Annotated in this window: 22 protein-coding genes; 13 read left to right on the top strand and 9 right to left on the bottom strand. The window is 68.0% G+C overall.

From position 1 onward, the window contains the following. Window positions 1-4: 4 nt before the first annotated feature. The 4 genes from kasB to LMQ14_RS22425 form a co-directional block, all read right to left on the bottom strand. Window positions 5-1,258 (bottom strand): 3-oxoacyl-ACP synthase KasB, encoded by a 1,254-nt coding sequence (gene kasB, locus LMQ14_RS22440; protein ID WP_267731764.1) that lies wholly within the window; start codon window positions 1,256-1,258, stop codon window positions 5-7. A gap of 106 nt (window positions 1,259-1,364) precedes the next feature. After that, a complete protein-coding gene (locus LMQ14_RS22435; protein ID WP_267731763.1) occupies window positions 1,365-2,393 on the bottom strand; it encodes a nucleoside hydrolase in 1,029 nt (342 codons plus the stop codon). Further along, window positions 2,390-4,414, bottom strand: a complete 2,025-nt coding sequence (locus LMQ14_RS22430; protein ID WP_267731762.1) for an SDR family oxidoreductase — start codon at window positions 4,412-4,414, stop codon at window positions 2,390-2,392. Before LMQ14_RS22430 ends, LMQ14_RS22435 begins: the two co-directional genes overlap by 4 nt. 19 nt (window positions 4,415-4,433) lie before the next feature. Further along, window positions 4,434-5,147 carry a histidine phosphatase family protein gene (locus tag LMQ14_RS22425; RefSeq protein WP_267731761.1) on the bottom strand — a complete coding sequence of 238 codons (714 nt, stop codon included), beginning with the start codon at window positions 5,145-5,147 and terminating at the stop codon, window positions 4,434-4,436. A 95-nt stretch (window positions 5,148-5,242) separates the two neighbouring features. Between LMQ14_RS22425 and LMQ14_RS22420 the strand changes: the two genes are divergently transcribed. Both LMQ14_RS22420 and LMQ14_RS22415 read left to right on the top strand, forming a co-directional pair. Next, window positions 5,243-6,115 carry a MaoC family dehydratase gene (locus LMQ14_RS22420; RefSeq protein ID WP_267731760.1) on the top strand — a complete coding sequence of 291 codons (873 nt, stop codon included), beginning with the start codon at window positions 5,243-5,245 and terminating at the stop codon, window positions 6,113-6,115. Window positions 6,116-6,207: 92 nt separating this feature from the next. Next, window positions 6,208-7,029 carry a CDP-diacylglycerol diphosphatase gene (locus LMQ14_RS22415; protein ID WP_267731759.1) on the top strand — a complete coding sequence of 274 codons (822 nt, stop codon included), beginning with the start codon at window positions 6,208-6,210 and terminating at the stop codon, window positions 7,027-7,029. 9 nt (window positions 7,030-7,038) lie between these two features. Here LMQ14_RS22415 and otsB read toward each other — a convergent pair whose 3' ends face one another. Together otsB and LMQ14_RS22405 are read right to left on the bottom strand one after the other, a co-directional pair. Then, window positions 7,039-8,103, bottom strand: coding sequence for a trehalose-phosphatase (otsB, locus tag LMQ14_RS22410; protein ID WP_267731758.1), 1,065 nt, complete (start codon window positions 8,101-8,103; stop codon window positions 7,039-7,041). A 40-nt stretch (window positions 8,104-8,143) separates the two neighbouring features. Next, window positions 8,144-9,517, bottom strand: coding sequence for a wax ester/triacylglycerol synthase domain-containing protein (locus tag LMQ14_RS22405; RefSeq protein ID WP_267735637.1), 1,374 nt, complete (start codon window positions 9,515-9,517; stop codon window positions 8,144-8,146). Window positions 9,518-9,680: 163 nt separating this feature from the next. Here LMQ14_RS22405 and LMQ14_RS22400 point away from each other — a divergent pair, with 163 nt between their 5' ends. The 4 genes from LMQ14_RS22400 to LMQ14_RS22385 all read left to right on the top strand — a co-directional run bounded on the left by LMQ14_RS22400 (window position 9,681) and on the right by LMQ14_RS22385 (window position 14,994). Further along, entirely contained in the window at window positions 9,681-13,004 is a 3,324-nt protein-coding gene (locus LMQ14_RS22400) for an error-prone DNA polymerase (protein WP_267731757.1), read from the top strand. A gap of 130 nt (window positions 13,005-13,134) precedes the next feature. Next, on the top strand, window positions 13,135-13,482 hold the full coding sequence (locus LMQ14_RS22395; RefSeq protein ID WP_267731756.1) for a hypothetical protein: 348 nt from the start codon (window positions 13,135-13,137) through the stop codon (window positions 13,480-13,482). A gap of 25 nt (window positions 13,483-13,507) precedes the next feature. Beyond that, the gene (locus tag LMQ14_RS22390; RefSeq protein WP_267731755.1) at window positions 13,508-14,353 is read left to right on the top strand and encodes an oxidoreductase; all 846 of its coding nucleotides are present in this window, start codon (window positions 13,508-13,510) and stop codon (window positions 14,351-14,353) included. Next, window positions 14,350-14,994 carry a nitroreductase family protein gene (locus LMQ14_RS22385; protein ID WP_267731754.1) on the top strand — a complete coding sequence of 215 codons (645 nt, stop codon included), beginning with the start codon at window positions 14,350-14,352 and terminating at the stop codon, window positions 14,992-14,994. The genes LMQ14_RS22390 and LMQ14_RS22385 overlap by 4 nt, the downstream gene beginning before the upstream one ends. Here LMQ14_RS22385 and LMQ14_RS22380 read toward each other — a convergent pair whose 3' ends face one another. Next, a complete protein-coding gene (locus LMQ14_RS22380; RefSeq protein WP_267731753.1) occupies window positions 14,995-15,321 on the bottom strand; it encodes a YciI family protein in 327 nt (108 codons plus the stop codon). Between the two features lie 36 nt (window positions 15,322-15,357). Then, window positions 15,358-15,822 carry a tRNA (cytidine(34)-2'-O)-methyltransferase gene (locus tag LMQ14_RS22375; RefSeq protein ID WP_267731752.1) on the bottom strand — a complete coding sequence of 155 codons (465 nt, stop codon included), beginning with the start codon at window positions 15,820-15,822 and terminating at the stop codon, window positions 15,358-15,360. A gap of 28 nt (window positions 15,823-15,850) precedes the next feature. Here LMQ14_RS22375 and LMQ14_RS22370 point away from each other — a divergent pair, with 28 nt between their 5' ends. From LMQ14_RS22370 to LMQ14_RS22340, 7 genes are all read left to right on the top strand, one after another. After that, complete coding sequence (locus LMQ14_RS22370; RefSeq protein WP_267731751.1) at window positions 15,851-16,273, top strand: nitroreductase family deazaflavin-dependent oxidoreductase; 423 nt, start codon at window positions 15,851-15,853, stop codon at window positions 16,271-16,273. An 8-nt stretch (window positions 16,274-16,281) separates the two neighbouring features. After that, a complete protein-coding gene (locus LMQ14_RS22365; RefSeq protein WP_267731750.1) occupies window positions 16,282-16,887 on the top strand; it encodes a class I SAM-dependent methyltransferase in 606 nt (201 codons plus the stop codon). Between the two features lie 250 nt (window positions 16,888-17,137). Then, window positions 17,138-19,906, top strand: coding sequence for a sensor histidine kinase (locus tag LMQ14_RS22360; protein WP_267731749.1), 2,769 nt, complete (start codon window positions 17,138-17,140; stop codon window positions 19,904-19,906). Then, window positions 19,903-20,304 (top strand): serine protease inhibitor, encoded by a 402-nt coding sequence (locus LMQ14_RS22355; RefSeq protein WP_267731748.1) that lies wholly within the window; start codon window positions 19,903-19,905, stop codon window positions 20,302-20,304. Before LMQ14_RS22360 ends, LMQ14_RS22355 begins: the two co-directional genes overlap by 4 nt. Window positions 20,305-20,310: 6 nt before the next feature. After that, window positions 20,311-20,685, top strand: a complete 375-nt coding sequence (locus tag LMQ14_RS22350; protein WP_267731747.1) for a DUF742 domain-containing protein — start codon at window positions 20,311-20,313, stop codon at window positions 20,683-20,685. After that, window positions 20,666-21,238 carry a GTP-binding protein gene (locus LMQ14_RS22345; protein WP_267731746.1) on the top strand — a complete coding sequence of 191 codons (573 nt, stop codon included), beginning with the start codon at window positions 20,666-20,668 and terminating at the stop codon, window positions 21,236-21,238. The genes LMQ14_RS22350 and LMQ14_RS22345 overlap by 20 nt, the downstream gene beginning before the upstream one ends. A gap of 8 nt (window positions 21,239-21,246) precedes the next feature. Beyond that, a complete protein-coding gene (locus LMQ14_RS22340) occupies window positions 21,247-21,801 on the top strand; it encodes a pentapeptide repeat-containing protein (RefSeq protein ID WP_267735636.1) in 555 nt (184 codons plus the stop codon). Here LMQ14_RS22340 and LMQ14_RS22335 read toward each other — a convergent pair. Continuing rightward, on the bottom strand, window positions 21,798-24,257 hold the full coding sequence (locus LMQ14_RS22335; protein ID WP_267731745.1) for an ATP-binding cassette domain-containing protein: 2,460 nt from the start codon (window positions 24,255-24,257) through the stop codon (window positions 21,798-21,800). The two genes, LMQ14_RS22340 and LMQ14_RS22335, sit on opposite strands and share 4 nt — an antisense overlap. Window positions 24,258-24,259: the final 2 nt, after the last annotated feature.

Raw genomic sequence — 24,259 nt, 5'->3', positions numbered from 1 at the left:
GGTGTCAGTAGCGGCCGAAAGCCACGGCGACGTTGTGGCCGCCGAATCCGAACGAGTTGTTGATCGCGTACCGGTAGTCGCCGGGCCGCGGCTCGCCCGACACCACGTCCAAGTCGATCTCGGGATCGAGGTTTTCCAGGTTCAGGGTCGGCGGGATCACCTGATCCCGCAGCGCCAGCACGGTCAGGATCGACTCCACCGCACCGACCGCACCCACCGAGTGGCCCAGCGCGGCCTTCGGCGCGTACACGGCCGGGTTATTGCTGCCCAGTGCGTTGTTGATGGCCTTGCCCTCGGCGAGGTCACCGACCTGGGTGCCGGTGGCGTGCGCATTGACGTGGTCGATGTCGCCCGGCGTGAGCCCCGCCAGCTGAATCGCGCGGGTCATCGCATGTCCGGCCCGTGCGCCGTTGGGGTCCGGTGCCACCATGTGGAAGCCGTCCGAAGTGATGCTGGCGCCCATGATCCGGGCCAGGATGTTGGCGCCCCGGGCCTTGGCGTGCTCCTCGGTCTCGATGACCATCAGCCCACCGGCCTCGCCGAACACAAAGCCGGTCCGGTCCCGGTCGAACGGGCGGCACGCCCCGGGCGGGTCATCGTTGCGGGTCGACATCACGATGCGCATCTGGGCAAACGCCGCGATCGCCACCGCTTCGATCTTGACCTCGACGCCGCCGCAAATGGCGATGTCCGCCTCGCCGAGGACGATATTGCGCCAGGCCTGCGCGATGCCCTCGGAACCGGACGCGCACGCCGACACCGGCGTGAGCACCCCGGCCCCGGCGTGGCGTTCCAGCCCAATCGCCGCGGCGGGGCCGTTGGGCATGTACTTCGCCACCGCCAGCGGAGAAACTGCCTGGATGCCGCGGGCGCGCATGTCGTCGTAGCTGAACACGATCTGCTCGGCCGAGCCCAGGCCGGTGCCCACGGACACCAGCAATCGGTTGCGGTCGACCTCGGGCGAGCCGGCGTTCTCCCACACCCGGCGGCTCAAGATCGCGGTCATCTTCTGTAGCCAGCCCATCCGGTGCCGCTCGGCGCGGGTCAGGCCGTGGTCGAAATCCTCCAGCAGGTGCCCGCCGATGCGGACCGGCAGGTCGTAGTGCTCGATAAACGAGTCCTCCAGGGTGCGGATGCCGCTCTGGCTGTCCAGCAACAACTTCCAGGTGTTCTCGGCGTCGGTCGCTAATGCGGTCGTCATGGCGATGCCGGTGACCACTACATTTGGTAGCGCCTTCCCTGTAACCAGCTCTGTCATCGCGAAGGTCCTCCCGGTGTTGACTAACGCAACCCCGCGCAGATACCCAACTATTCCATCTTTGCTGGCCGGGTTCTGTCAACGTAAAGTTGCGGCCCACGCCCCGTTACGGAGCGAGCCGGTGCGCGAACGGCCCCACGCGTTCGATGAACCGGTCGAAGAATGCCGACGGGTCGACGCCGACGCCGATGCGTGCGTTGGGTTCTCGGCGCCAGTCGGTCACCGTCATGCCGCGGGTCAGGGTGCCGGCGAGCTCGACATCCACCCGGCCGGAACGGGTCGCAATGAGTTCGGGGTCCAGCGCGACCGCCGCGGCCAACGGATCGTGCAGATGCGCCAGATATCCGTGCCCGTTGTCGTAGTAGCCCTCGAGGTAGAACCGCATCGCGTCTTCGATCAGCCGGATCACCGGGTTGGACGCGGTCGATCGGGTGCCTCGTTGGTCGTTCACGCTCATCATTGTCGACGTCGATCCCGCGGCATCCGCCAATCTCGCCAGGACTTCCGGTGTGATCGCGACGTTGCGGGTCAGATCCAGGCCACACAGGATCGGAAGCCGCTGCGGCCCAAGGCTTTCGTCGGACCAAGCCGCGAACACCTCGGCGGCCGCCTCCGGGTCCACGCTGATGTTCCATTCCGCCACGGCGGTGGTGTTGCCGATGTGGTCATAAGAGCCGCCCATGATGACCAGCCGGCGCAACAGGGTTGGCAATGCGGGCTCGGCGCGCAGCGCCAGCGCCAGATTGGTCAGCGGGCCGGTGGCCACGCCGATCAGCTCGCCGGGGAACGCCCGGGCCGCGCGCACCCAGGCCGTCGCCGAGTCGTACTCGGTCAGCGCCGCGTCGCTCGGCGGCACGTCGGCATACCCCAGGCCCCGCGGGCCATGGACTTTCGAGGGGGTTCGCAGTGGGCCGGTCAACGTTTCGTCGGCACCCTTGGACACCGGGACACCAGTGGCTCCGCACAGCTCGAGCAGGCCCAAATTGTTGGCGCACACCTGTTGTACGCCAACGTTTCCTCCGGTCGAGGCGATGCCGACCAGATCGGCGTCCGGGCTGGCCAGCAGGTATATCAAGGCCAGCGCGTCATCGACGCCGGTGTCGACATCGGCGAACACCGGCGAGGATTCGGTCACCAATGAACCCCGGGCACCAGGCGGATCGCCTTGCGGACCGGTCGGGGGACCCCGATGCGGCCAACGGCACGCGCCGGGCGTTTGGGCCGTCTTTGAACCAGGGTAGGCACCGGGACGCGGTCACCCTTTGTGTCGCTGTCGACCGGCGAAACTCCCAGCGCGGCAGCGGAATCGGGGTAACCCAGATAGACCTGGTGCAGAATTCGCCGCGAGGTCCTGGGCAACAGGTAGTTGCCGGCCTCGGCCAGGGTGCCCAGCGGGGTGTCGATGCGGGCCGGCTTCTCGACCAGTCCGCGCACCACCATCGCCGCCGCCCGTTCGGGGCTGATCGGCGACACCGGGTTGAGCCGCTGCGACGGCACGATCATCGGCGTCTTGACCAGCGGCATATGGATATTGGTGAACGTGATGTGGTCGGACAACGTCTCCGAGGCGACCACGTCGGAGAACGCATCCAGCGCGGCCTTGGTCGGCAGATACGAGCTGTACTTGGGATTGCGGGCCAGCACACCCGCGCTGGAGACGTTGACCACGTGACCGAAGCGGCGCTCCCGCCAATGCGGCAGCAGCGCCAGCACCATCCGGACCGCGCCGAAGTAGTTGACCGCCATCACCCGCTCGTAGTCGTGCAGCCGGTCGGTGGAATTGACCACCGAACGGCGAATCGAACGGCCGGCGTTGTTCACCAGGTAGTCGACATGACCGAAGCGGCCCAGGATGTCTTTGATGGTGTGCTCGACCGACACCGAATCGGTGACATCGCAGGTAAAGGCATGGGCCCGACCGCCGTTCGCGCGGATCTCGGCGACCAGCTCGTCGAGCGCGGAGCCGTTGCGAGCCAGCGCGAACACCGTGGCGCCCCGCTCCGCGACCGCGATCGCCGACGCCCGTCCGATGCCGCTGGATGCGCCGGTGATGATCACGTGCCGGCCCTGCAGCGGGCCGTGCGGAGCGTCGCGGCGGGCCCGATCGGGATCGAGATGCTCGGCCCAGTACCGCCACAGCTTGGGCGCGTAACTGGCGAACTCGGGAACCTCAATTCCGTTGCCGTGCAACGCGTTTTGCGTCGTATCGCTGACGAAAGTCGGGATCAGGTCGACCAGGTCCAGCACCTCGGCCGGAATCCCGAGCTGGGTGGCCGCCATGTTGCGCACCCGTTTGACGCGTCCGGTGGCCTTGAGTACCGGTGCGGCCACCGAGCGGGGCAATGAGCCGCGCAGCGGCGGCAGTCCGGCCGTCTTGGCGACCCCGCGGTAGATACCGCGCAGCCCAATGGTTTTCGGCGAGGTCAGGTGGAACGTCCGCCCATCGCAGCCGTCGGCGTGCATCAGTGCGACGAGTGCGTCGACGACGTAGTCGACCGGGACGATGTTGGTGCGCCCGGTGTCGGGCAGCAGGATCGGGGTCAACGACGGCAAGATGGCCAGCTTGGCCAGCACGCCGAAGAAGTAGTACGGGCCGTCGATCTTGTCCATCTCGCCGGTGCGTGAGTCGCCGACCACGACGGCGGGACGGTAGATGCGATGGCGCAACCCGGGGGTGGAGCGCACCAGCAATTCGGCTTCGAACTTCGTCTGGTGATACGGGGTGGGCAGTTGCTGGCCGACGTCGAAGTCGTCTTCGGTGTACTCGCCGGGGAAGTCTCCCGCCACCGCGATCGACGACACGTGATGCAGCGTCGCGCCCAGGCGTCGCGCCAGCTCGATCACGGCGCGGGTGCCCTCGACATTGGCGGCCCGCTGTTCGGCTTCTCCGGCCGTGATGTCGTAGATCGCCGCGCAATGCACCAGATGGTCGACCCGGCCCAGCTCGGCCAGCCGCTCGTCGGTCAGCGACAGCTCCGGCAGTTCGCCGACCAGCGGTTTGGCGCGTTCACCCCACTGCGCGGCGAGGCGTTCGAAGCGTTCCAGCGACTGGCGCCGGACCAGAATCCACACTTCGGCGTCGGGCCGAGTGTCCAACAGGCGAGCTACGACGCGGCGACCAATAAACCCGGTACCGCCGGTAACGACATACCGCATGGAGCCATGGTAGCGGTGATCAGCTGAAGTTGCGGATGCCGTCCCAATCGACCAGCGTCCACCCGTCCGTCGGGTTGCCGCTGATCACCACGCGGCCGGCGTTCGGGAGGGGATGGCTGGTCAGCAGGCTGTTCTTGCCGTTGCGGGCGTTCATCAGCGTCCACGCCATGATCGCCGGGCCCTGGGAGAACACGACCGGCTTGCTGTGACCGCTGTTGTAGACCTTGTTGACCGCGGCGGTGAACTCGTTGTTGAACTGCTTGCCGCTGACCGATCCCGGGATGCTGTCTGCGATGTCGCCGTTGATCCAGCCCGTCGGCGCCAACAGGTACGTCGCACCCGCCATCGATTCGGGTTTGCCGTTGTACCAGCCCGCATTGAGGGCCTGCACGCCGGACAGGACCTCGACCGGCTTGCCGAGTTCGCTGGCCAGCGGCCCGGCGGTCTGCTGCGCCCCGGCCATCGCGGAGGCGTAGACGGCGTCGAAGTCGTTGCGACCGCTCTGGTGCGCCAGCTGCTGGGCCTGCCCCTTGCCCTCGGCGGTGAGGTCGGGGCCGGGCGGATCGGTATTGATGATTCCGTCGGCGTCGGATTGCGTCTGCGCGTTTCGGATGAACGTCAACGTGATCGCGCGTGCTTGCGTCGATCCGCCGCAGGCACCGACGATGAGTGCCGCGGCGAGTACGGCTCCTGTTTTCCAGAACGCCTTTCCGATCATGCTGCGCGTGGCCATGTCGATAGCCTGCCCTGCCGATAGCCCCAGGGGGAAGGGTTTGCAATGGTTGAGTGCGGAAAAGCGTGAATCTTGTAGATCGAGAGGAGACTCGCATGGCGATTGACCCGAGTGCGATCGGTGCGGTGACCGAGCCGATGTTGTTCGAATGGACCGACCGGGACACGCTGCTGTACGCCCTCGGCGTCGGCGCCGGGCTCGACGACCTGTCGTTCACCACCGAGAACAGCCACGAGATCGCCCAGCAGGTGCTGCCCACCTACGCGGTGATCTGCTGTCCCGCGTTCGGTGCGGCCGGCAAGATCGGAAAGTTCAACTGGGCCATGCTGTTACACGGCTCGCAAGGCATCCGGCTGCACGCGCCGTTGCCCGCGGCGGGCAAGCTGTCGGTGGTCACCGAGGTCACCGACATCCAAGACAAGGGCGAAGGCAAGAACGCGGTCGTGATGCTGCGCGGTCGCGGCACCGACCCGGATTCTAAGGAGCTGATCGCCGAAACGTCGACCACCTTTGTCGTCCGGGGCGCGGGCGGTTTCGGCGGGCAACCGGGCCAGCGGCCCATCGCCCCGGAGTTCCCGGATCGCGAGCCCGACATCAAGGTCGCCCTGCCCACCCGCGAGGACCAGGCGCTGATCTACCGGCTCTCCGGTGACCGCAACCCGCTGCACAGCGATCCGTGGTTCGCCCGGGAGTTGGCCGGCTTCCCGAAGCCAATCCTGCACGGGCTGTGCAGCTATGGGGTGGCGGGCCGCGCGCTGGTCGCCGAGCTCGGCAACGGGGTTGCGGCGAACATCACCTCGATCGATTCGCGCTTCAGCTCGCCGGTGTTTCCCGGCGAGACGTTGACAACGCTGATCTGGCGTACCGCGGAGGGCAAGGCAGTCTTTCGCACCGAAGCTTCTGGCGCCGCAGGCAGCGACGCGCGGGTGGTGCTCGACGACGGCGCGGTCGAATACGCGCCGAGCTAGCGGGCCGCGGCCTTTCGTTCGACAGCAAATATACCCATGCGAAGATCTCGCGGTCTCTAGTTTCGCTGTCAAAAACCTTTGAAGGGCTGTCGATGACGGGTGCGCTCATGCGGTTGGGGATCGCCACGCTGATGACTTGTGTCCTCGGGGCGACCGGCATCGCGCCGACTGCGTCCGCCGATCAGCCGTCATGGCCACCGGTGCCGCCCGCGTGCGGCACGGACGCCGATGGCGGGATCTTGTGGGACGCGGCGAAGAACGCCCAAGCCGGCGAAGACGTGAAAGCACACGGCAATCTCGACGTCGAGATCCCCGGCGGTGACCGCTCCCGCGGATATGTGGTGCACCACGGCAAGTCCTACACGAAGAACGCCCCCTACGATCTGCTGTTCATCCCGACGGTGCGCGTCAGCGGGATCGAGTGCTACAACCTGTTGTCCCCCAACACCCCTCACTTCTTCAAGGCCGCGTACGACGAGAAGATGTGGCTACCGATCAACTCGGATTGGGCGGCGGGCATCAACGGGCAGTTCAGGCGTGACCAGAACCAGCTGCACATCCACATCAGCAAGCTGACGGCGTCGGCACGCAAACAGATCGACGACTTCGCATCAAGGGGCCTGCCCACCGACGCGAGCGAGTGGTACAGCCAGAAAGCGCTGGTCAGGATCGACGGCCACATGTACCGGGCGTGGAATCCGAGCACGCTCGACCACAATTTCTTCTCCCTCACCAGCGATTTCATCGTCCGCAGGATCGGCAAGATCGGCATCAGCATGGCCGACGAGACGCTGCTGATCACGCAATTTCACCCGGGCAGTGGCGGCTTCATCGTCCTCAACAGCGACACCATCAGCGGTTTGGACAACGGCACCAACAACAGTGACTTCATGCTGGACAGGGACGCCACCTAGCAGCGACCGTCAGAGGCGACGGGCCAGCCGGCCGACGAAGTCGGCTGCGGCGGCCGGACTATCCAGCGCGAACAGTGCGGCGGTGGCCCGGTCGCCGTCGTCGTTGTGCCGCACCAGGATTGGTATCCCGTCCGCGCGCACCGCGTCGAACGCGTCCTCGTCGGTGATGTCGTCGCCGAGAAAGATCGGTGTCAGGTCTGCCGAGCCGTCCAGGTGATCGAGCACCCACTGCAAGGTTTTTCCCTTGTCCCAGTCGACATCCGGACGCAGCTCGATGACCTCGCGGCCGGTGGTCACCCGCAGCGCCTCGCGCTGACCCGCCGCGCGTACCGCCGCCAACACCTCGCCGACGCGGTCTCGCGCCGCGTTGCGGTAGTGCACGGCAACGCCAAACCGCTTGTGCTCCACCCTGACACCCGGAATCGACCCGAGTCGCTCGCGTAGCTGGGCGGCCGCGGATTCCAGCACCGGTATGGCCGCGGCCGCCGCGTCGTTCTGGTGGTGGGTTCCATCGGGTGCGGTCAGCTCGAATCCGTGACTGCCGGCGTACCAGATACCGGGCAGGCCGACGCGCGCCGCCACGTCGGCGAGGTCGCGGCCGGATAGTATCGCGACCGGGCAGCGCGCGGCCAGCTGCTGCAGCGCGTTGGCCGCCCCGGTGACAAGCTGCGCCGAGTCCGGATCGTCGACGATGTCCGACAGCGTTCCGTCGAAGTCGAAGAACACCGCCGGCCGTCGGGCGGCGAGGCCCCCGCCGAGGAGCTGCGACGCATCGGGAAGCTGCGACATGCGTAGGTCCCCGGTGCGGACGGTCACGTTACTCAGGTCTTCGGCCCCGATCACCAGCGCGAACCCGGCCTCGTGCGCAGCTGTCGCGACCGCCGGACTCGCCGCGACGACGACACAGCGTCCGGCCCGAAGGTCGCCGAGGTCATCGGCCGAGGCGAATGTGCCGGTGCTGACACCGGCGTCCCGCAGTTGCGCGATCAGCACGTGCGGAGCGTCCAGCGCGGGGTCGAACAACACCGCGTCGTGGCGACGCGGGTCGATGGTGGCCGGATCCAATGTGGGCACGACCAACCTTCTCACGGTGGTCGATGCCGCCCGGGCTGGGTCAGTGGCGCGCTCGCGCGGTCGGGTGACTCGGCGGTACGCCGCCCGGCACCGTGCGGGTCCGGCGCTTGCGGCGATCCTTGGTGAACAACAGGACGGAGTCTTGGCTGAGCGCCGTCAGTCGCGCCATCTCCCGTTCGATGCCGTTGGCGAGCTGCTGGAGTTCGGGTGCGGCGTCGTAGTCGGCGGTGATCCCGAAGATCAGCTCGTCGCCGTAGCTCAGCACCGCGACTCCGCTGGACAGCTGCGAACCCGTCGGCGGGATCGGCAGCAAGCGTTCCACGGTTGCGCCCATCAGCTCCAACCGGTGCCGCGGCCCGGGGGCGTTGGTGGACAGCGTCACGATGCCCGGTTGCGGTAGTCGGCTCAGTACCAGTCGAACTGCCTTGGCGCACAATGCAAATGGCATGGAACTGGTAGCCAGGTTCACGATGCTCGGGCCGGCGTTCTGCCGGGCCGTCGTCGGCTGGTTCAAGCTGCTGTGCACAATCCGCAGCCGCTGCACCGGATCGTCGTGCTCGACGGGCAGATACGGCAGCTTGTCCGAGATGTCGTCGGTCTTCTCCAGGGTGCGCAACGAACCCGCGCGGGGTTGTTCGCCGCGGTGCAGCAGCACGGCCCGGAAGCCTTCGGTGATGGCGGCGAGCGCGACGTCGTTGGTGGTTACCCGGAACTTGCCGCACACCGTGTCGACGGCGGCAAGAGGAATGCGCACCGTGCTGTACCGCCGCATGGTGATCGCCGGACCGGTCGACGACATGCGGGCCGCCGACCAGAGGGTCTCGGCCAGGTTGCTGGTGACGGCGCTGGCGACGGCCGAGGCTTGCCAGAGCGCGTTGGCCCAGCCCTGCGTGCGGTCCTGTGTCGAATCAATCTTGGGCGCAACGTGATTAGCGAACATTTCGCTGCCGGCGCCGTCGCAGAGCCGGGTGAGCAAATGGGCCGCGGGGGTGGCTTCGGCCAGGTAATGGTGGACCTTCATCAAGATCGCCCACTTGCCTCTCAGCCCCTCGATGACCCAGCACTCCCACAGCGGCCGGTCCAATTCCAGGGGACGCTCGCACGCGTGGGCGATCGCCCGCGACAGGTCGGCCTCGTCGCCCGGGCGGGGAATCGCGACCCGGCGCAGGTGATGGGCGAGGTCGAAACCCGGATCGTCGACCCAGTGCTGGGCACCGCTGAACGGATGCGTCCGCAACACCTGGGCGCACCGCGGTATCGACTGAATCCGTTCTGCCAGAAGCGCTTTGAGCTGATCGAGATTGGGCACGGCACCATCGACGATGGCGACCGCGCCGGTCGCCATGCTCGCCTGCCGATCGGAGTCCGCCGCGGCGTGGAATCCCGTATCCAATGCTGTCGTCAGCTGCACCATATTCAATTCCCGCCCCTAGTTGCCCCGTACCAGTATCTGTCGCGGTGACCCCGTCGCGGTAGATCCCAATCCGTTAAGACTGTGTTTAGAAGTTGAAGACCCGTTTAACAACCGCTTTAACAACTCTGCACGAAATCGAACATTTGTTCGATAGACTGAGCGAATGGGTTGGTTCAACGGGCCGCCGAGTTGGGCGGAAATGGAGCGGGTGCTCGACGGCAAGCCGCGCCATGCCGGCGCGCCCAGCCCCTCCGGTCCGGCAGAAGACGGTCCGCTGTCGCACCGGCGCGGGACGTACACGCCGCCGCGAGGAGCCAAGGGCGCCCGCTCCTCTGTCGCCTATGCCGAGCTGCACGCGCATTCGGCGTACAGCTTCCTGGACGGGGCCAGCACACCCGAGGAGCTGGTCGAGGAGGCCGCCCGGCTGGATCTGCGGGCGCTGGCGCTGACCGACCACAACGGTCTGTACGGCGCGGTGCGGTTCGCCGAAGCCGCCGCCGAACTCGACGTGCGCACCGTGTTCGGCGCCGAGCTGTCGTTGGGTGCTTCGTCGTTTGCCTCGTTGTTTTCGGAGGCCCGTACCGAGCAGCCGGATCCCGCCGGCCCGCACCTGCTGGTGCTGGCCCGCGGCCCGGAGGGCTACCGGCGGCTGTCGCGGCAGCTGGCCGCGGCGCATCTGGCCGGCGGTGAGAAAGGCAAGCTGCGCTTCGACATCGACACGCTGACCGAAGCCGCAGACGGGCATTGGCACATCCTGACCGGATGCCGTAAAGGCCATGTCCGCCAAGCGCTTTCCGACGGCGGGCCGGATGCGGCGGCGCGGGCGCTGGCCGACCTGGTGGACCGCTTCGGTGCTGGAAGGGTCAGCGTCGAGTTGACCCATCACGGCCAGCCCCTCGATGACGAACGCAACGCTGCGCTGGCCGCCCTGGCGCCACGCTTCGGGGTCGGCGTGGTCGCCACCACCGGAGCGCATTTCGCGCATCCGTCGCGCAGCAGGCTGGCCATGGCGATGGGCGCCATCCGGGCCCGGCAGTCGCTGGAGTCGGCCGCCGGATGGCTGGCCCCGCTGGGCGGCTCGCACCTGCGGTCCGGCGAGGAGATGGCCCGGCTGTTCGCGCATGGGCCTTCTGGGGGCCCTGACGTGGTGACCGCCGCTGCCGAACTCGGCGAGCAGTGCGCGTTCGGGCTGGCGCTCATCGCGCCGCAGCTGCCGCCGTTCGACGTGCCCGACGGGCACACCGAGGACAGCTGGTTGCGGCAGTTGGTGATGGCCGGCGCGCGCGACCGCTACGGACTTCCCGACGGCGCGCCGCGCGCGTACGCCCAGATCGAGCACGAGCTGAAAGTCATTGCCCAACTGACATTTCCGGGCTACTTCCTGGTTGTGCACGATATCGCCCGGTTTTGCCGGGAGAACAACATCCTGTGCCAGGGCAGGGGATCGGCGGCCAACTCCGCGGTCTGTTACGCCCTGGGCGTCACCGCGGTCGATCCGGTGGTCAACGAGCTGTTGTTCGAGCGCTTCTTGTCACCCGCCCGCGACGGGCCGCCCGACATCGACATGGACATCGAGTCGGATCAGCGCGAAAAGGTCATCCAGTACGTCTACGACAAATACGGCCGCGACTACGCCGCCCAGGTCGCCAACGTCATCACCTACCGCGGCCGAATCGCGGTGCGCGACATGGCCCGCGCCCTAGGTTTCTCGCAGGGCCAGCAGGACGCGTGGAGCAAGCAGATCGGCCACTGGAACGGGCTTGCCGACTCGCCCGACATCGAAGGCATTCCCGAGCAGGTGATCGACCTGGCCACCCAGATCCGGAACCTGCCGCGGCATATGGGCATTCACTCCGGCGGCATGGTGATCTGCGACCGCCCGATCGCCGACGTGTGCCCGGTGGAGTGGGCGCGGATGGAGAATCGCAGCGTCCTGCAATGGGACAAAGACGACTGTGCGGCCATCGGTTTGGTGAAGTTCGATCTACTCGGGCTGGGTATGCTCTCGGCGCTGCATTACGCGAAAGACCTGGTGGCCGAACACAAAGACCTCGAGGTCGATCTGGCCCGCCTCGACCTCTCCGAGCCGGCGGTGTACGAGATGCTGCAGCGCGCCGATTCCGTCGGGGTGTTCCAGGTGGAGTCGCGCGCACAGATGGCCACGCTGCCGCGGCTGCGGCCGCGGGTGTTCTACGACCTGGTGGTCGAGGTCGCGCTGATCCGGCCCGGGCCCATCCAGGGCGGGTCGGTGCACCCCTACATCCGGCGGCGCAATGGCATCGACCCGGTCGTCTACGACCACCCGTCCATGGAATCGGCATTGCGAAAGACGCTGGGAGTGCCGCTTTTCCAGGAGCAGCTGATGCAACTCGCGGTCGACTGCGCCGGCTTTTCCGCCGCCGAGGCCGACCAGTTGCGCCGCGCCATGGGGTCCAAGCGTTCGACCGAACGAATGCAACGGCTGCGCGGCCGGTTCTACGACGGCATGCGCGAATTGCACGGCGCCACCGACGAGGTGATCGACCGGACCTACGAAAAGCTGGAGGCCTTCGCCAATTTCGGTTTTCCGGAAAGCCATGCGCTGTCCTTCGCGTCGCTGGTGTTCTACTCGTCGTGGTTCAAGCTGCATCACCCGGCCGCGTTCTGCGCCGCGCTGCTGCGTGCGCAGCCGATGGGTTTCTATTCACCGCAGTCGCTGGTGGCCGATGCGCGCCGGCATGGCGTGCTGGTGCACGGCCCGGACGTCAACGCCAGCCTGGCGCACGCCACTCTCGAGAACGCCGGAGTCGAGGTTCGCCTCGGGCTGGGCGCCGTCCGTCATATCGGCGACGACCTCGCCGAGCAACTGGTCGAAGAGCGAAAAGCCAACGGCGCGTTCGTGTCTCTGCTGGATCTGACCACCCGGCTGCAGCTCTCCGTGCCGCAGACCGAAGCGCTGGCGACGGCCGGGGCGCTGGGCTGCTTCGGGACGTCGCGGCGCGAGGCGCTGTGGGCGGCCGGGGCCGCGGCCACCCAACGGCCGGACCGGCTACCCGGCGTGGGGTCGTCGTCGCACATCCCGGCCCTGCCCGGAATGAGCGAGCTGGAGTTGGCCGCCGCCGACGTGTGGGCCACCGGCATCTCCCCGGACAGCTACCCGACCCAGTTTCTGCGGGCCGACCTGAACGCGATGGGGGTGGTGCCCGCCGAAGAGCTGCTCGGCGTGCCCGACGGCGATCGCGTGCTGATCGCCGGCGCGGTGACCCATCGGCAGCGCCCCGCGACGGCGCAGGGGGTGACGTTCATCAACCTCGAGGACGAGACCGGGATGGTCAACGTGCTCTGCACGCCAGGGGTGTGGGCGCGACACCGCAAACTGGCGAACACCGCATCGGCGCTGCTGATCCGCGGTCAGGTCCAAAATGCCAGCGGCGCAGTCACGGTCGTCGCCGAGCGGTTGGGCCGCATCAGCCTTTCGGTGGGCTCGAAGTCCCGCGATTTCCGCTAGCGGCTTCGCCGAACATGTTGTCACGGCGAGATTTCCGCCAATTTTTCGCAACCAGTTCACGCTCGGCCGACGATGTCGCGTCGTAAGCTATTGTCTCATCGTCGCAGCTCAACGTGTTTAGGGAGTCGAAATGAAATTCAAGCTTCCGCGCCACGGCGCTGCGATATTGGGTTGTGCTGCGGCGGTTGTTCTTTCTCCTGCCGTTGCCAGCGCTGATCCGCCTGACCCACACCAGCCGGACATGACGAAGGGCTTCTGCCCGGGTGGTCGATGGGGCTACGGCAATTTGGCGGTATGCGACGGAGAGAAGTACCCCGACGGGTCGTTTTGGCACCAGTGGATGAAAACCTGGATGGTCGGCCCCCAGTTCTACTACGACTGCGTCGGTGGCGACGAACCTCTCCCGGGCCCGCCCCCGCCCGGTGGCTGCGGCGGGGCGATTCCGCCCGACCAGCCGGGCCCGCCGCCCCCAACCTGACGCTCGCGAGAAGAAAAGAGGGAACGTGTCGGAAAAGGTTTGGTTTCTCACCGGAGCGTCTCGTGGGTTTGGCCTCGAGATCGCCCGCAAGATCCTGGCTCAGGGCGACCGGGTGGTAGCGACCGCGCGGCGCGCGGAGCAGATTCTCACCCACCTCCCCGACGCCGGCGACGCGTTGCTGCCCATCGACCTCGATGTCACCAACGCCGATCAAGCCGCCCGGGCCGTCCAGTCGGCGGTCGATACGTTCGGCCGGATCGACGTGCTGGTGAACAACGCCGGACGTGGTCTGCTCGGCGCCGTCGAAGAGGCGTCCGACGCCGCGGTCCGGGCCGTCTACGAGGTCAACGTGTTCGGCACCCTGACCATGCAACGGGCGGTGCTGCCGATCATGCGCCGGCAGCGCTCCGGCCACATCATCAACCTCAGCTCGGTCGGCGGACTGCTCGGCTCGCCCGGGTGGGGCGTCTACTGCTCGACCAAATTCGCGCTGGAGGGGTTCAGCGAAGCACTGGCCAAAGAGGTCAAGCCGCTGGGCATCTGGGTCACCATCGTCGAACCCGGCTACTTCCGCACCGACTTCCTCGACGCCTCCAGCCTGGACACCGAAGCGACCGTCATCGCCGACTACGAAGCCACCGCCGGGGCCATGCGCGCCCACGCCGCGGACGTCAACCACGCCCAGCCCGGCGACCCGATCAAGGCCGCCGCGGCCATCGTCGACATCGCCGCGGCCGCCGAGCCGCCGGTGCACCTGCTGCTGGGCACCGACTGCGTCGCCGCGGTGGAGGCCAAGATCGAAGACCTCAAGGCCGACATCGATGCGTGGCGGACGCTCTCGATATCGACCGACCTAGGCTCGGGTGCATGACCCTCAATCTGTCCGTTGACGAAGTCCTGTCCACCACCCGCTCGGTGCGCAAACGCCTCGACTTCGACAAGCCGGTCGGCCGCGAAGTGCTCACGGAATGCCTCGATCTGGCGCTGCAGGCGCCCACCGGTTCCAATGCGCAGGGCTGGCAATGGGTGTTCGTCGAAGACGCCGACAAGAAGAAGGCCATCGCCGACATCTACCTCGAGCACGCCAGGCCCTACCTCAATGCGCCCAAGCCCGCATACGCCGACGGCGACACCCGCGGCGAGCGGATGCCCAAGGTCGTCAGCTCGGCGATGTACCTCGCCGAGCACATGCACGAGGTGCCGGTGCTGATGATCCCGTGCATCGCCGGCCGCGAAGACTCGTCGCAGCTCGGTGGCGTCTCGTTCTGGGCGTCGCTGTTCCCCGCGGTGTGGAGCTTTTGCCTGGCGCTGCGCGCCCGCGGGCTGGGCTCCTGCTGGACGACGCTGCACCTGCTCGGTGACGGCGAACGCAGGGCGGCCGACATCCTCGGCATTCCCTACGAGAAGTACAGCCAGGGCGGGCTGTTCCCGATCGCCTACACGAAGGGCACCGACTTCAAGCCGGCCAAGCGGCTGCCCGCCGAGACCCTGACGCACTGGAACACCTGGTAGTCAGGGCTGTAGCGGCCAGACCTCGACGACCCCGTGTGCCATCGCGCACGGGGTCTGGCTCACCCGCTCGATCGCCTCGTCGAGATTCTCGGCCTCGATCACCGCGAACCCAGCGATCGGCAACGTCGCCCGCAGGAAGGGCCCCGGCTCGACCCGCACCCCGGCGCCGTCCGGATTGCGTACCTGGACGGGGCCGCCCGCGCGGCCGATACGGGCGCCGGACGCGCTGAGTTCGTCGTCGCGGGCGTGCGCGACCCGTTTGCGGTCGTCGCTCAACCGGTGATAACCAGCCTCGTCGCCGTAACCGATCGTGATGAAGGTGGGCATATCAATGCTGACTCGCGCAGCGCCCGGGACTCATCGCTACACCGCGCCGGGGTAGCCGTGCTGGCGCCAGGCCTCGTAGATCGCGATCGCCGCGGCGTTCGCCAGGTTCAGCGAACGCCGGCCCGCCAGCATCGGGATGCGGACCTGCCGGGTGATGTGGCCGTCGGCCAGGGTTTCCGCGTCCAGCCCGTCGGGTTCCGGCCCGAACATCAACACATCGCCGGGTTGATAGGCGACGTCGGCGAACGGCGTCGGCGCATGCGCGGTGAACGCGAACACCCGCGCCGGCATCAGCACATCCCATGCGTCTTGCAGCGTCGCGTGCACCGTGACCGAGGCCAGGTCGTGGTAGTCCAATCCGGCGCGGCGCACCTTGGGTTCGGACAGGTCGAAGCCCATCGGCTCGACCAGATGCAATTCGGCGCCGGTGGCCGCGGCCGTCCGGATGGCGTTGCCGGTATTCGGCGGGATCCGCGGCGACACGAACATCAGCCGGAACACGGCAGACTCCTTTCTTGTTGAGCCGGGCATGACGGATCAAGTACAGCTCAGCACGACCGAATGGGTGCGCGAGCAGACCGAGCAGATTCTGCAGCAGGGCACCACCGACGGCGTCGAGATCCTGGACCGGCCCGTCGTCCTGTTCACGGTGACCGGCGCGAAGAGTGGCCTCAAGCGGTACGTGCCGCTGATGCGGGTGGAAAAGGGCGGACGCTACGCGATGGTCGGCTCCATCGGAGGAGCCCCAAAGCACCCGACCTGGTACCACAACGTGAAGGCCAACCCGAATGTGACGGTGCAGGACGGCGACAAGGTCTTCGAGATGACAGCACGCGAAGTCCACGGTGTCGAACGAGACGAGTGGTGGCAGACGGCGATCGACGCCTACCCGGTCTACACCGAGTTGCAGTCGCGGACGGAAAGGCAGATCCCGATCTTCGTCCTGGAATGATGGTCGACATGGTCGAGCAGAGCATCTGGATGCAGAAGGTTGCCGCCGATCCCGGGCATTCCGACTGGTACATCGAGCGTTTCCGGGCCATGGCCCGCGCCGGCGACGATCTCGTCGGCGAGGCGCGCCTGGTGGACGCCATGGTGCCGCGCGGCGCCCACGTCCTCGACGCCGGCTGCGGCCCCGGACGGGTGGGCGGGTATCTGGCGACGGTCGGTCACCGGGTGGTCGGCGTCGACGTCGACCCGGCGTTGATCGCGGCGGCCGAGCAGGACTTCCCCGGGCCGCAGTGGCTCGTCGGCGACCTCGCCGAGCTGGACCTGCCCGCGCGCGGCATCGCCGAACCGTTCGACGTGATCGTGTCCGCCGGCAACGTGATGGCGTTTCTTGCCCCGAGCACCCGCGGCCAGGTGCTGGGTCGGCTGCGTGCCCACGTCGCCGCCGACGGTCGAGCGGTGATCGGCTTCGGCGCCGGCCGCGACTATGCGTTCGCTCAGTTTCTGAGCGACTCGGCGGCGGCCGGATTCGCGCCCGATCTGCTGCTGTCCAGCTGGGATCTGCGACCGTTCACCGACGACTCCGACTTCCTCGTCGCTATCCTTCGGCCCGCGTAGGCATTTCGCGCCACGGGCTGTTTGCCAGACGTGCCTGCCGGTGTGTGCGAGCACCTTGGGGGTGGCTGTCTACTCAGTAACGATTGTGGTGACCCGGGCCGCAGGCTGGCATACTCGTCGAATTGCCACGCGTTTACCGCTCGCGCGTCGTGGCGCGGGGGGAGCGGAATAAAAGCAGGAAGTTCATGAGCCTCTCGTTTCTTTCGATGCGCAGTGTCGGCGCAGCGGCTGGTCACTCGGCCGCAACCACATGACCATGTTCAACCGCCCGGCTACCCCGGTCGAGGCGGCGCCCACCGAGTTCGCCGAAGTCCGCGCGACCGCGGCGGCCCCGGCGAAACGTCCGCCGGCCTGGTCGCCGAGTAACTGGCCGGTCGGGTGGAAGGTGCTGGCGATCGTGCTGGTCCCGCTGATGCTGGCGGCGATTTTCGGCGGGCTGCGCGTCAACACCGCTATGTCGAGTTCCAGCGGCTTGCGGTTGGCCGCCGCGCGCGCCGACTTGCTGCCGGCGCTCACCAAATACATGTCGGCATTGGACGTCGCACTGTTGGCGAACTCCACCGGGCGCGACGTCGAGGGCGCGAAGAAGAACTACGAGGCCCGCAAGGGCGAGTTGCAGACGCGGTTGTCGGACACCGACGTCACACCCGATGTCCGGTCGGGGGTGAGCACCCTGCTGGGCGGCGGCCAATCGCTGCTGGACAAGGTGGCCGACAACAGCATTGGTTTGCGGGACCGGGTCACCACGTATGCGCCGCTGCTGTTGACCGCCGAGGATGTCATCAACGCGTCGGTGCGGGTGGACGACGAGCAGATCCGCGCGCAGGCACAGGGTTTGAGCCGGGCCGTCGGGGCACGCGGCCAGATGACGATGCAGGAGATCTTGGTGACCCGCGGCGCCGACCTGCCCGAGCCGCAGTTGCGCACCTCGATGATGACCCTGGCCGGCACCGAACCGTCGACGCTGTTCGGGATGAGCCAGGTGCTCGGCGTGGGCTCGCCCGACGCCAAGACGCTGCAGCAGCAAATGGTGACCCGGATGGCGATCATGTCGGATCCGGCCAGCGTGCTGGTCGACAACCCGGACCTGCTGCGCTCGATCCAGACCACCGACGGGATCGCCGAACAGGTCATCAGCGACGCAACCACCTCGGTGACCAAGTCGGTGCAAACCCAGGCCAACGATCGGCGCAACGCCGCGATCGTCGACGGCGTCGCGGTGCTGGCCGCCATCGTGATCGCACTGATCATCGTCTTGCTGATGGCGCGTGCGCTGGTAATGCCGCTGCGAGTGCTGCGCGACGGCGCGCTCAAGGTCGCCCACACCGATCTCGAGGAGGAGATCGCCCGCGTCAAAGCCGGTGAGGCCGAACCGATTCCGGCCCCGCTGCCGGTGTACACCACCGAGGAGATCGGCCAGGTCGCGCATGCGGTGGACGAGCTGCACACCCAGGCGCTGCTGCTGGCCGGCGACGAGGCGCGACTGCGATTGCTGGTCAACGACATGTTCGAGACCATGTCGCGGCGCAGCCGCTCGCTGGTCGACCAGCAGTTGTCGTTGATCGACCGGCTGGAGCGCAACGAAGAGGACCCCGACCGCCTCGACAGCCTGTTCCGGCTGGATCACCTGGCCGCCCGGCTGCGCCGCAACAGCGCCAACCTGCTGGTGCTCGCCGGCGCCCAGCTGGCCCGCGACCAGCGCGAGCCGGTCGGACTGTCGACCGTGATCAGCGCGGCCGTCTCCGAGGTCGAGGATTACCGCCGGGTCGAGTTGGGCCAGCTGCCCGACTGCATGCTGATCGGCGCGGCCGCCGGTGGTGCCATTCATCTGTTCGCCGAGCTGATCGATAACGCCCTGCGCTACTCGCCGCCGTCGACGTATGCCCGGATCTCCGGGGCACGCGGCGGCGACGGGGGTGTGGTGCTGCGGATCGCCGACTCCGGGTTGGGCATGAACGACTCCGATCGGCGGATGGCCAACATGCGCCTGCAGGCCGGCGGCGAGGTCACCCCCGACAATGCCCGCCACATGGGGCTTTTCGTGGTCGGCCGGATCGCCGCCCGGCACGGCATCCGGGTCGGGCTGCGCGGTCCGGCGCCCGACGAGGCGGGCACCGGCACGACCGCCGAGATCTACCTGCCGCCGGCGACGCTGGAGGGCTTCCACGGCGGCCCCGCCGAAGTCCCGGTGGAGCCGCGCGAACGGATCCGCGCGGTCTCGTCGCCGAGCGCCAAGCTGGCCAGTGCGATGCCGGACGGCGTGAACGGCGTGACGCGGCAACGCCCCGTCGCGGCCGTCAACGGCTCGGCCGAGGCTCCGCCGATCTCGTTGTTGCCGCGCCGCAGCCCCGGCTCCAGCGGCATCACCGACGTTCCCGCGGCGCCCGCCGCGCAGCAGCTACCCAAGCGTCGGCGTGAGCTGGCCACTCCGTCGTGGGAGAACCAGAACCAACCCCGGCCCACGCCGGCACCACCGCCGCCAGCCGCGAAGCCGGCCCCGAGGCCAACCCCGACGGTGTCGGACACCTCGGCATTCTTCGCCGCGCGGCCGCGGGGGACCGGCGCCGTGCCCCCCGCCCCGGCTGCCCCGCCCCAGGTCCCCGCGGTTGGCCCGTCGAAGGAAGACGTGATCTATCGGCGGATGCTCACCGAGATGATGGGCGACCCGCATGACCTGGTCAACAGCCCGGACCTGGATTGGCAGTCGGTGTGGGACCGCGGCTGGTCGCTGGCCGCCGAGGCCGAGGACAAGCCGATCGAGGAGCGCACCGCCGCCCACGGCCTGCCGGTCCGCACGCCAGGAGCCCGGCTGGTGCCGGGAGCGGCCAACGGCGTGGGTGTCGCCGACCAGCAGCACCGGAGCCAGGACGACGAAGAATCCCTCGTAGGATCGAACGGCGGACTCCATGCGGCCCGCGACCCCGAGGCGGTTCGCGCCTCGTTCAGCAACCACTTCGGCGGTGTGCGCAGCGGACGGTCGCACGCCCGCCACTCGAGCCAAGGACCCGACGAGCAATGACGTCTGCAGGCAACTCACTGGATTGGCTGGTGACGAAGTTCGCCCGCGAGGTCCCCGGGGTGGCGCATGCGCTGCTGGTGTCCGTCGACGGTCTGCCCATCGCCGCCAGCGAGCGGTTGCCCCGCGAACGAGCCGACCAACTGGCCGCGGTGTCCTCGGGGCTGGCCAGCCTCGCGAACGGTGCCGCGCAGCTGTTCGACGGCGGACAGGTGCTGCAGTCGGTGGTCGAGATGCAGAACGGCTACCTGTTGTTGATGCGGGTCGGCGACGGGTCGCACCTGGCGACGCTGGCCGAGACGTCCTGCGATATCGGCCAGATCGGATACGAGATGGCGATCCTTGTCGAACGGGTGGGCGGCGTCGTGCAGTCCACCCGCCGTTCTGCTAGTCGCTCGTGAGCCGCGATGGACAAACGCGAACCCGGGCCGCCCGCACGTGAGGCGAGCCTGGTCCGCCCGTACACCCTGACCGCCGGGCGGACGAACGCAGGCGTCGACATCCCGCTGGAAGCGCCGGTTCAGACGTTGCAGGCCGGACGAGCTCACCGCTGGCCGGCCGACGATGCGAGAGGCAAGATCGTCCGGCTGTGCGTCAAAAGCCCGTCCGTCGCCGAGATTTCGGCCCGGCTCAACCTGCCGATCGGTGTCACGCGCGTCCTGGTCGGCGATCTGGTCCTGTCCGGTTACCTTCGGGTGCATAGAACGTTGACCGAGCAGTCGACCCGTGATGAGCGCCACGAACTCATAGGAAGGACCCTGCGTGGCCTTAAAGCACTCTGACTCCGGCGCCACCGCCTCGACGAAGATCGTCGTCGCCGGTGGGTTCGGCGCCGGCAAGACCACGTTCGTCGGGGCGGTCTCGGAGATCATGCCGCTGCGCACCGAGGAGATCGTCACCGACGCCTCGGCCGGCGTCGACATGCTCGAGGCCACGCCCAACAAGCGGACGACCACGGTGGCGATGGACTTCGGCCGGATCACGCTGGACCGCGACCTGGTGCTCTACCTGTTCGGCACACCGGGCCAGCGGCGGTTCTGGTTCATGTGGGACGACCTGGTGCGCGGCGCCATCGGGGCGATCGTCCTGGTCGACTCCCGCCGGCTGCAGGACAGCTTCGCCGCGGTCGATTTCTTCGAGCACCGCAACCTGCCGTTCCTGATCGCGGTCAACCAATTCGACGGTGCGCCAAGGTATCCCGTTGGTGCGATACGCGAAGCGCTGGCCCTGTCCCCGCACATTCCGGTGATCAACGTCGACGCCAGGGATCGCCGGTCGGCGACCGACGCGCTGATCGCGGTCAGCGAGTACGCGTTGCAGAGCCTGACGGCTTGACCGCCTCGCTGCAGTGGGCCGATTGCGAGTTCACCGGCCGCGATTTCCGCGACGAGGACCTCGGCCGGTTGTGTACCGAGCGGGTCGTGTTCAGCGAATGTGATTTCAGCGGCGTCAACCTGGCCGAGTCGCAGCACCGCGGATCCGCCTTCCGCAACTGTAAGTTCGAGCGAACAACGTTGTGGCACAGCACATTTGCGCAGTGCAGCATGCTGGGATCGGTCTTCGTGCAGTGCCGGCTGCGGCCGATCACGTTCGACGAGGTGGATTTCACGCTCGCGGTGCTCGGCGGCAACGACCTGCGCGGCGTCGACCTGAGCGGTTGCCGGCTGCGGGAGACCAGCCTGGTGGAGGCCGATCTGCGTAAGGCCGTGCTGCGCGGCGCCGACCTGTCCGGGGCGCGGACCGTCGGCACCCGGCTCGACGACGCCGACCTGCGCGGCGCGACGGTGGATCCGGCGCTGTGGCGCACCGCCACCCTCACGGGTGTGCGGGTCGACGTTCCGCAGGCGATGGCGTTCGCACTGGCGCACGGGCTGCGCCTGGACGCCGCGTCCGACTAGCGCCGCAGCCGGATGCGCCACCAGACGATGGCGGAGTAGATCACCGACAGCGCGCCGAGCATCCCCATGTCGAGCAGCCACGCGCTGTCCGTGTGCGCCCAGTGACTGTCCTTCGGGCCGATCGGCACCAGCGCCCGCAGATTCACCGTGGCCGCCGACGCCGCATAGCCCCAGCGCGACGGCATCAGCCAGGACAGCTGGTCGAGGAAGATCCGGCCGGTCACCGGAATCAGCCCACCGGCGAGCACCAGCTGCAGCATCAGCGACACCACCAGCAGCGGCATGATCTGCTCGTTGGAACGGGCGATCGACGACAACAGCAAGCCGAGAATCGCCGAGGCCACGCACGTCGCGGCGACGGTGACGAACAGCTCCAGACTGGCATTACCGAGCAGCAGCGCCGGCTGTTTGGGCGCTCCCTTACCGATCAGCACGATGCCGGTCGCGATCGCCGCCTGGACGATCGCGAACGCGCAGAACACCGTGATCTTGGCACCCAGGTAGGCACCGGTGGACAGGCCCACCGCCTGCTCGCGCTGGAAGATCGGGCGTTCGCCGATCAGATCGCGGATCGTCAACGCGGTACCCATGAAGACCGCGGCGATCGACATCAGCGTCAGGATCTGGGCGGCTTCGTCGGGCGTCTCGCTGTTCGGGTCGGCGACGCCGAAGCCGGTGTTGCCCGGAACCGTCAGCGATAGCGCACCCAGAATGAACGGCAACAACGCCAGGAAGGCGAAGTAGGCGCGATCGGAGATGATCAGCCGAATCTGGCGCCGCGCGATCGTGGAGAACTGGCGCAGCACGCTGGTGCGCGCCGGGGCGCCCAGCTCGGCCGGTGTCTCCGCCCGGGTGGGTAGCGCACGTTCCTGCCGTTCCAGGAACCGGCGGTTGGCCTCGTCGGGGTCGGCGCCGACCTTCGCGAAGATCTGGGCCCAGTTGGTGGTGCCCATGGAGTCGCCGATCTGGCCGGGCGGGCCCAGGAACGCGATCTTGCCGCCGGGCGCCATCAGCAGCACCTGATCGCAGACGTCGAGATAGGTCAGCGAGTGCGTGACGACCAGCACGACGCGACCGGCATCGGCGAGCTGGCGCAGCATCGTCATGACCTGCAGGTCCAGCGCCGGGTCCAGCCCCGAGGTCGGCTCGTCGAGGATCAGCAGCGACGGCCCGGTGAGCAGCTCCAGGGCCACCGACGCGCGTTTGCGCTGCCCGCCGGAGAGCTTGTCGACCCGGGTCTCGGCATGCGCGGTCAGTCCCAGCTCGTCGAGGACCTGCGCCACGACCTGGTCGCGGTCGGCCTTGCTGGTGTCGGGGGGCAGCCGCAGTTCGGCCGCATAACCCAGCGCCTGGTTGACGGTCAGCTGGCGGTGCACGACGTCGTCCTGGGGGACCATCCCGATCCTGCTGCGCAGCGTGGCGTACGCGGTGTGGATGTTGTGGCCCTCGAAGGTGACCGCCCCGGCGGTGGGGGTGGTGTATCCGGCGATCAGCCGCGACAGCGTCGACTTGCCGGCACCGGACCCGCCGATGATCGCGGTCAGGGTGCCGGGCCTGGCCGTCATCGAGATCTGTTGCAGCAGATCCTTGCCGTTGATCGCGAAGCCGACCTCGCGCACCTCCAGGCCGCCGGTGCTGGTCGCCGCTTCCAGGCGGCGGGCCAGCATGCCGGCGGTGAACACCAGGTCGACGTTGCCGATCGTGACCACGTCGCCCTCGGCGAGCAGGGCCTGCCCGACCCGTACCCCGTTGACGAACGTTCCGTTGATGCTGTTCGCGTCGCGGATCTCGATGCCGGCCGATGTCGGCTCCAAGAACGCATGATGGCGCGAGGCCAACACGTCGTGGATGACGATGTCGTTGTCGAGTTCGCGACCGATCCAGGCGGTGCCCCCGGGCCGTCCTTGCGCAGCCGATTCGGGTCCGACGACCTTCATCACCCTGGTCGGAAACTGCGACATGTCGGTGCCCGCGGGTTGCGCCACCCGAGTCGCATCGTTCGGGACGGCCCGGGTGGTGACGGTCGGCGCGACGATCGGCACGGCGGTGGTGTGCAGCGCGTCGGTGGGCCGGTCCTGGTAGCCGCGCGGCGGCGGGACGGTCGGGACCGCCTGCGACGTCGGCGGCAGCACGCCGACGTTCCCGCGGTGATGTCCGACCGCGAAGACGATCGGCGGGCCATCGGGGGCGCCGAGATTGACGGCCTGGCCGTCGCGGATGTCGATCATCGGCACCCGGCGTCCGTCGACGAAGATGCCGTTGCGCGAATTGTTGTCGACCGCAACCCATCTGCCGTGATCGAAGCGCAGCAACAGGTGTGCGCGGGTAACGAGCGGATGCGCCACGCGCAGGTCTGCGCGCACGTCGCTGCCGACGATGACGTCGCCGCCGGGGGCGAAACTGACCTCCGATCGGTTGGACCGAACAGTCAGTACCGATTGCGCAGGGACATTCATCA

Origin of the sequence: Mycobacterium sp. Aquia_213 (assembly GCF_026625985.1) — a bacterium.
Classification (GTDB): Bacteria; Actinomycetota; Actinomycetes; order Mycobacteriales; family Mycobacteriaceae; genus Mycobacterium.
This window is presented reverse-complemented; position numbering and strand designations above follow the sequence as displayed.

Bases quoted from the DNA above. Each gene is read 5' to 3' on its own strand.
- LMQ14_RS22420 (WP_267731760.1), top strand. From the start codon at position 5,243: ATGGCGATTGACCCGAGTGCGATCGGTGCGGTGACCGAGCCGATGTTG.
- LMQ14_RS22360 (WP_267731749.1), top strand. From the start codon at position 17,138: ATGACCATGTTCAACCGCCCGGCTACCCCGGTCGAGGCGGCGCCCACC.
- LMQ14_RS22430 (WP_267731762.1), bottom strand. From the start codon at position 4,414: ATGCGGTATGTCGTTACCGGCGGTACCGGGTTTATTGGTCGCCGCGTC.
- LMQ14_RS22415 (WP_267731759.1), top strand. From the start codon at position 6,208: ATGACGGGTGCGCTCATGCGGTTGGGGATCGCCACGCTGATGACTTGT.
- LMQ14_RS22385 (WP_267731754.1), top strand. From the start codon at position 14,350: ATGACCCTCAATCTGTCCGTTGACGAAGTCCTGTCCACCACCCGCTCG.
- LMQ14_RS22370 (WP_267731751.1), top strand. From the start codon at position 15,851: ATGACGGATCAAGTACAGCTCAGCACGACCGAATGGGTGCGCGAGCAG.
- LMQ14_RS22365 (WP_267731750.1), top strand. From the start codon at position 16,282: ATGGTCGAGCAGAGCATCTGGATGCAGAAGGTTGCCGCCGATCCCGGG.
- kasB (WP_267731764.1), bottom strand. From the start codon at position 1,258: ATGACAGAGCTGGTTACAGGGAAGGCGCTACCAAATGTAGTGGTCACC.
- LMQ14_RS22395 (WP_267731756.1), top strand. From the start codon at position 13,135: ATGAAATTCAAGCTTCCGCGCCACGGCGCTGCGATATTGGGTTGTGCT.
- LMQ14_RS22400 (WP_267731757.1), top strand. From the start codon at position 9,681: ATGGGTTGGTTCAACGGGCCGCCGAGTTGGGCGGAAATGGAGCGGGTG.
- LMQ14_RS22350 (WP_267731747.1), top strand. From the start codon at position 20,311: ATGGACAAACGCGAACCCGGGCCGCCCGCACGTGAGGCGAGCCTGGTC.
- LMQ14_RS22380 (WP_267731753.1), bottom strand. From the start codon at position 15,321: ATGCCCACCTTCATCACGATCGGTTACGGCGACGAGGCTGGTTATCAC.
- LMQ14_RS22355 (WP_267731748.1), top strand. From the start codon at position 19,903: ATGACGTCTGCAGGCAACTCACTGGATTGGCTGGTGACGAAGTTCGCC.
- LMQ14_RS22335 (WP_267731745.1), bottom strand. From the start codon at position 24,257: ATGAATGTCCCTGCGCAATCGGTACTGACTGTTCGGTCCAACCGATCG.
- LMQ14_RS22425 (WP_267731761.1), bottom strand. From the start codon at position 5,147: ATGGCCACGCGCAGCATGATCGGAAAGGCGTTCTGGAAAACAGGAGCC.
- LMQ14_RS22405 (WP_267735637.1), bottom strand. From the start codon at position 9,517: ATGGTGCAGCTGACGACAGCATTGGATACGGGATTCCACGCCGCGGCG.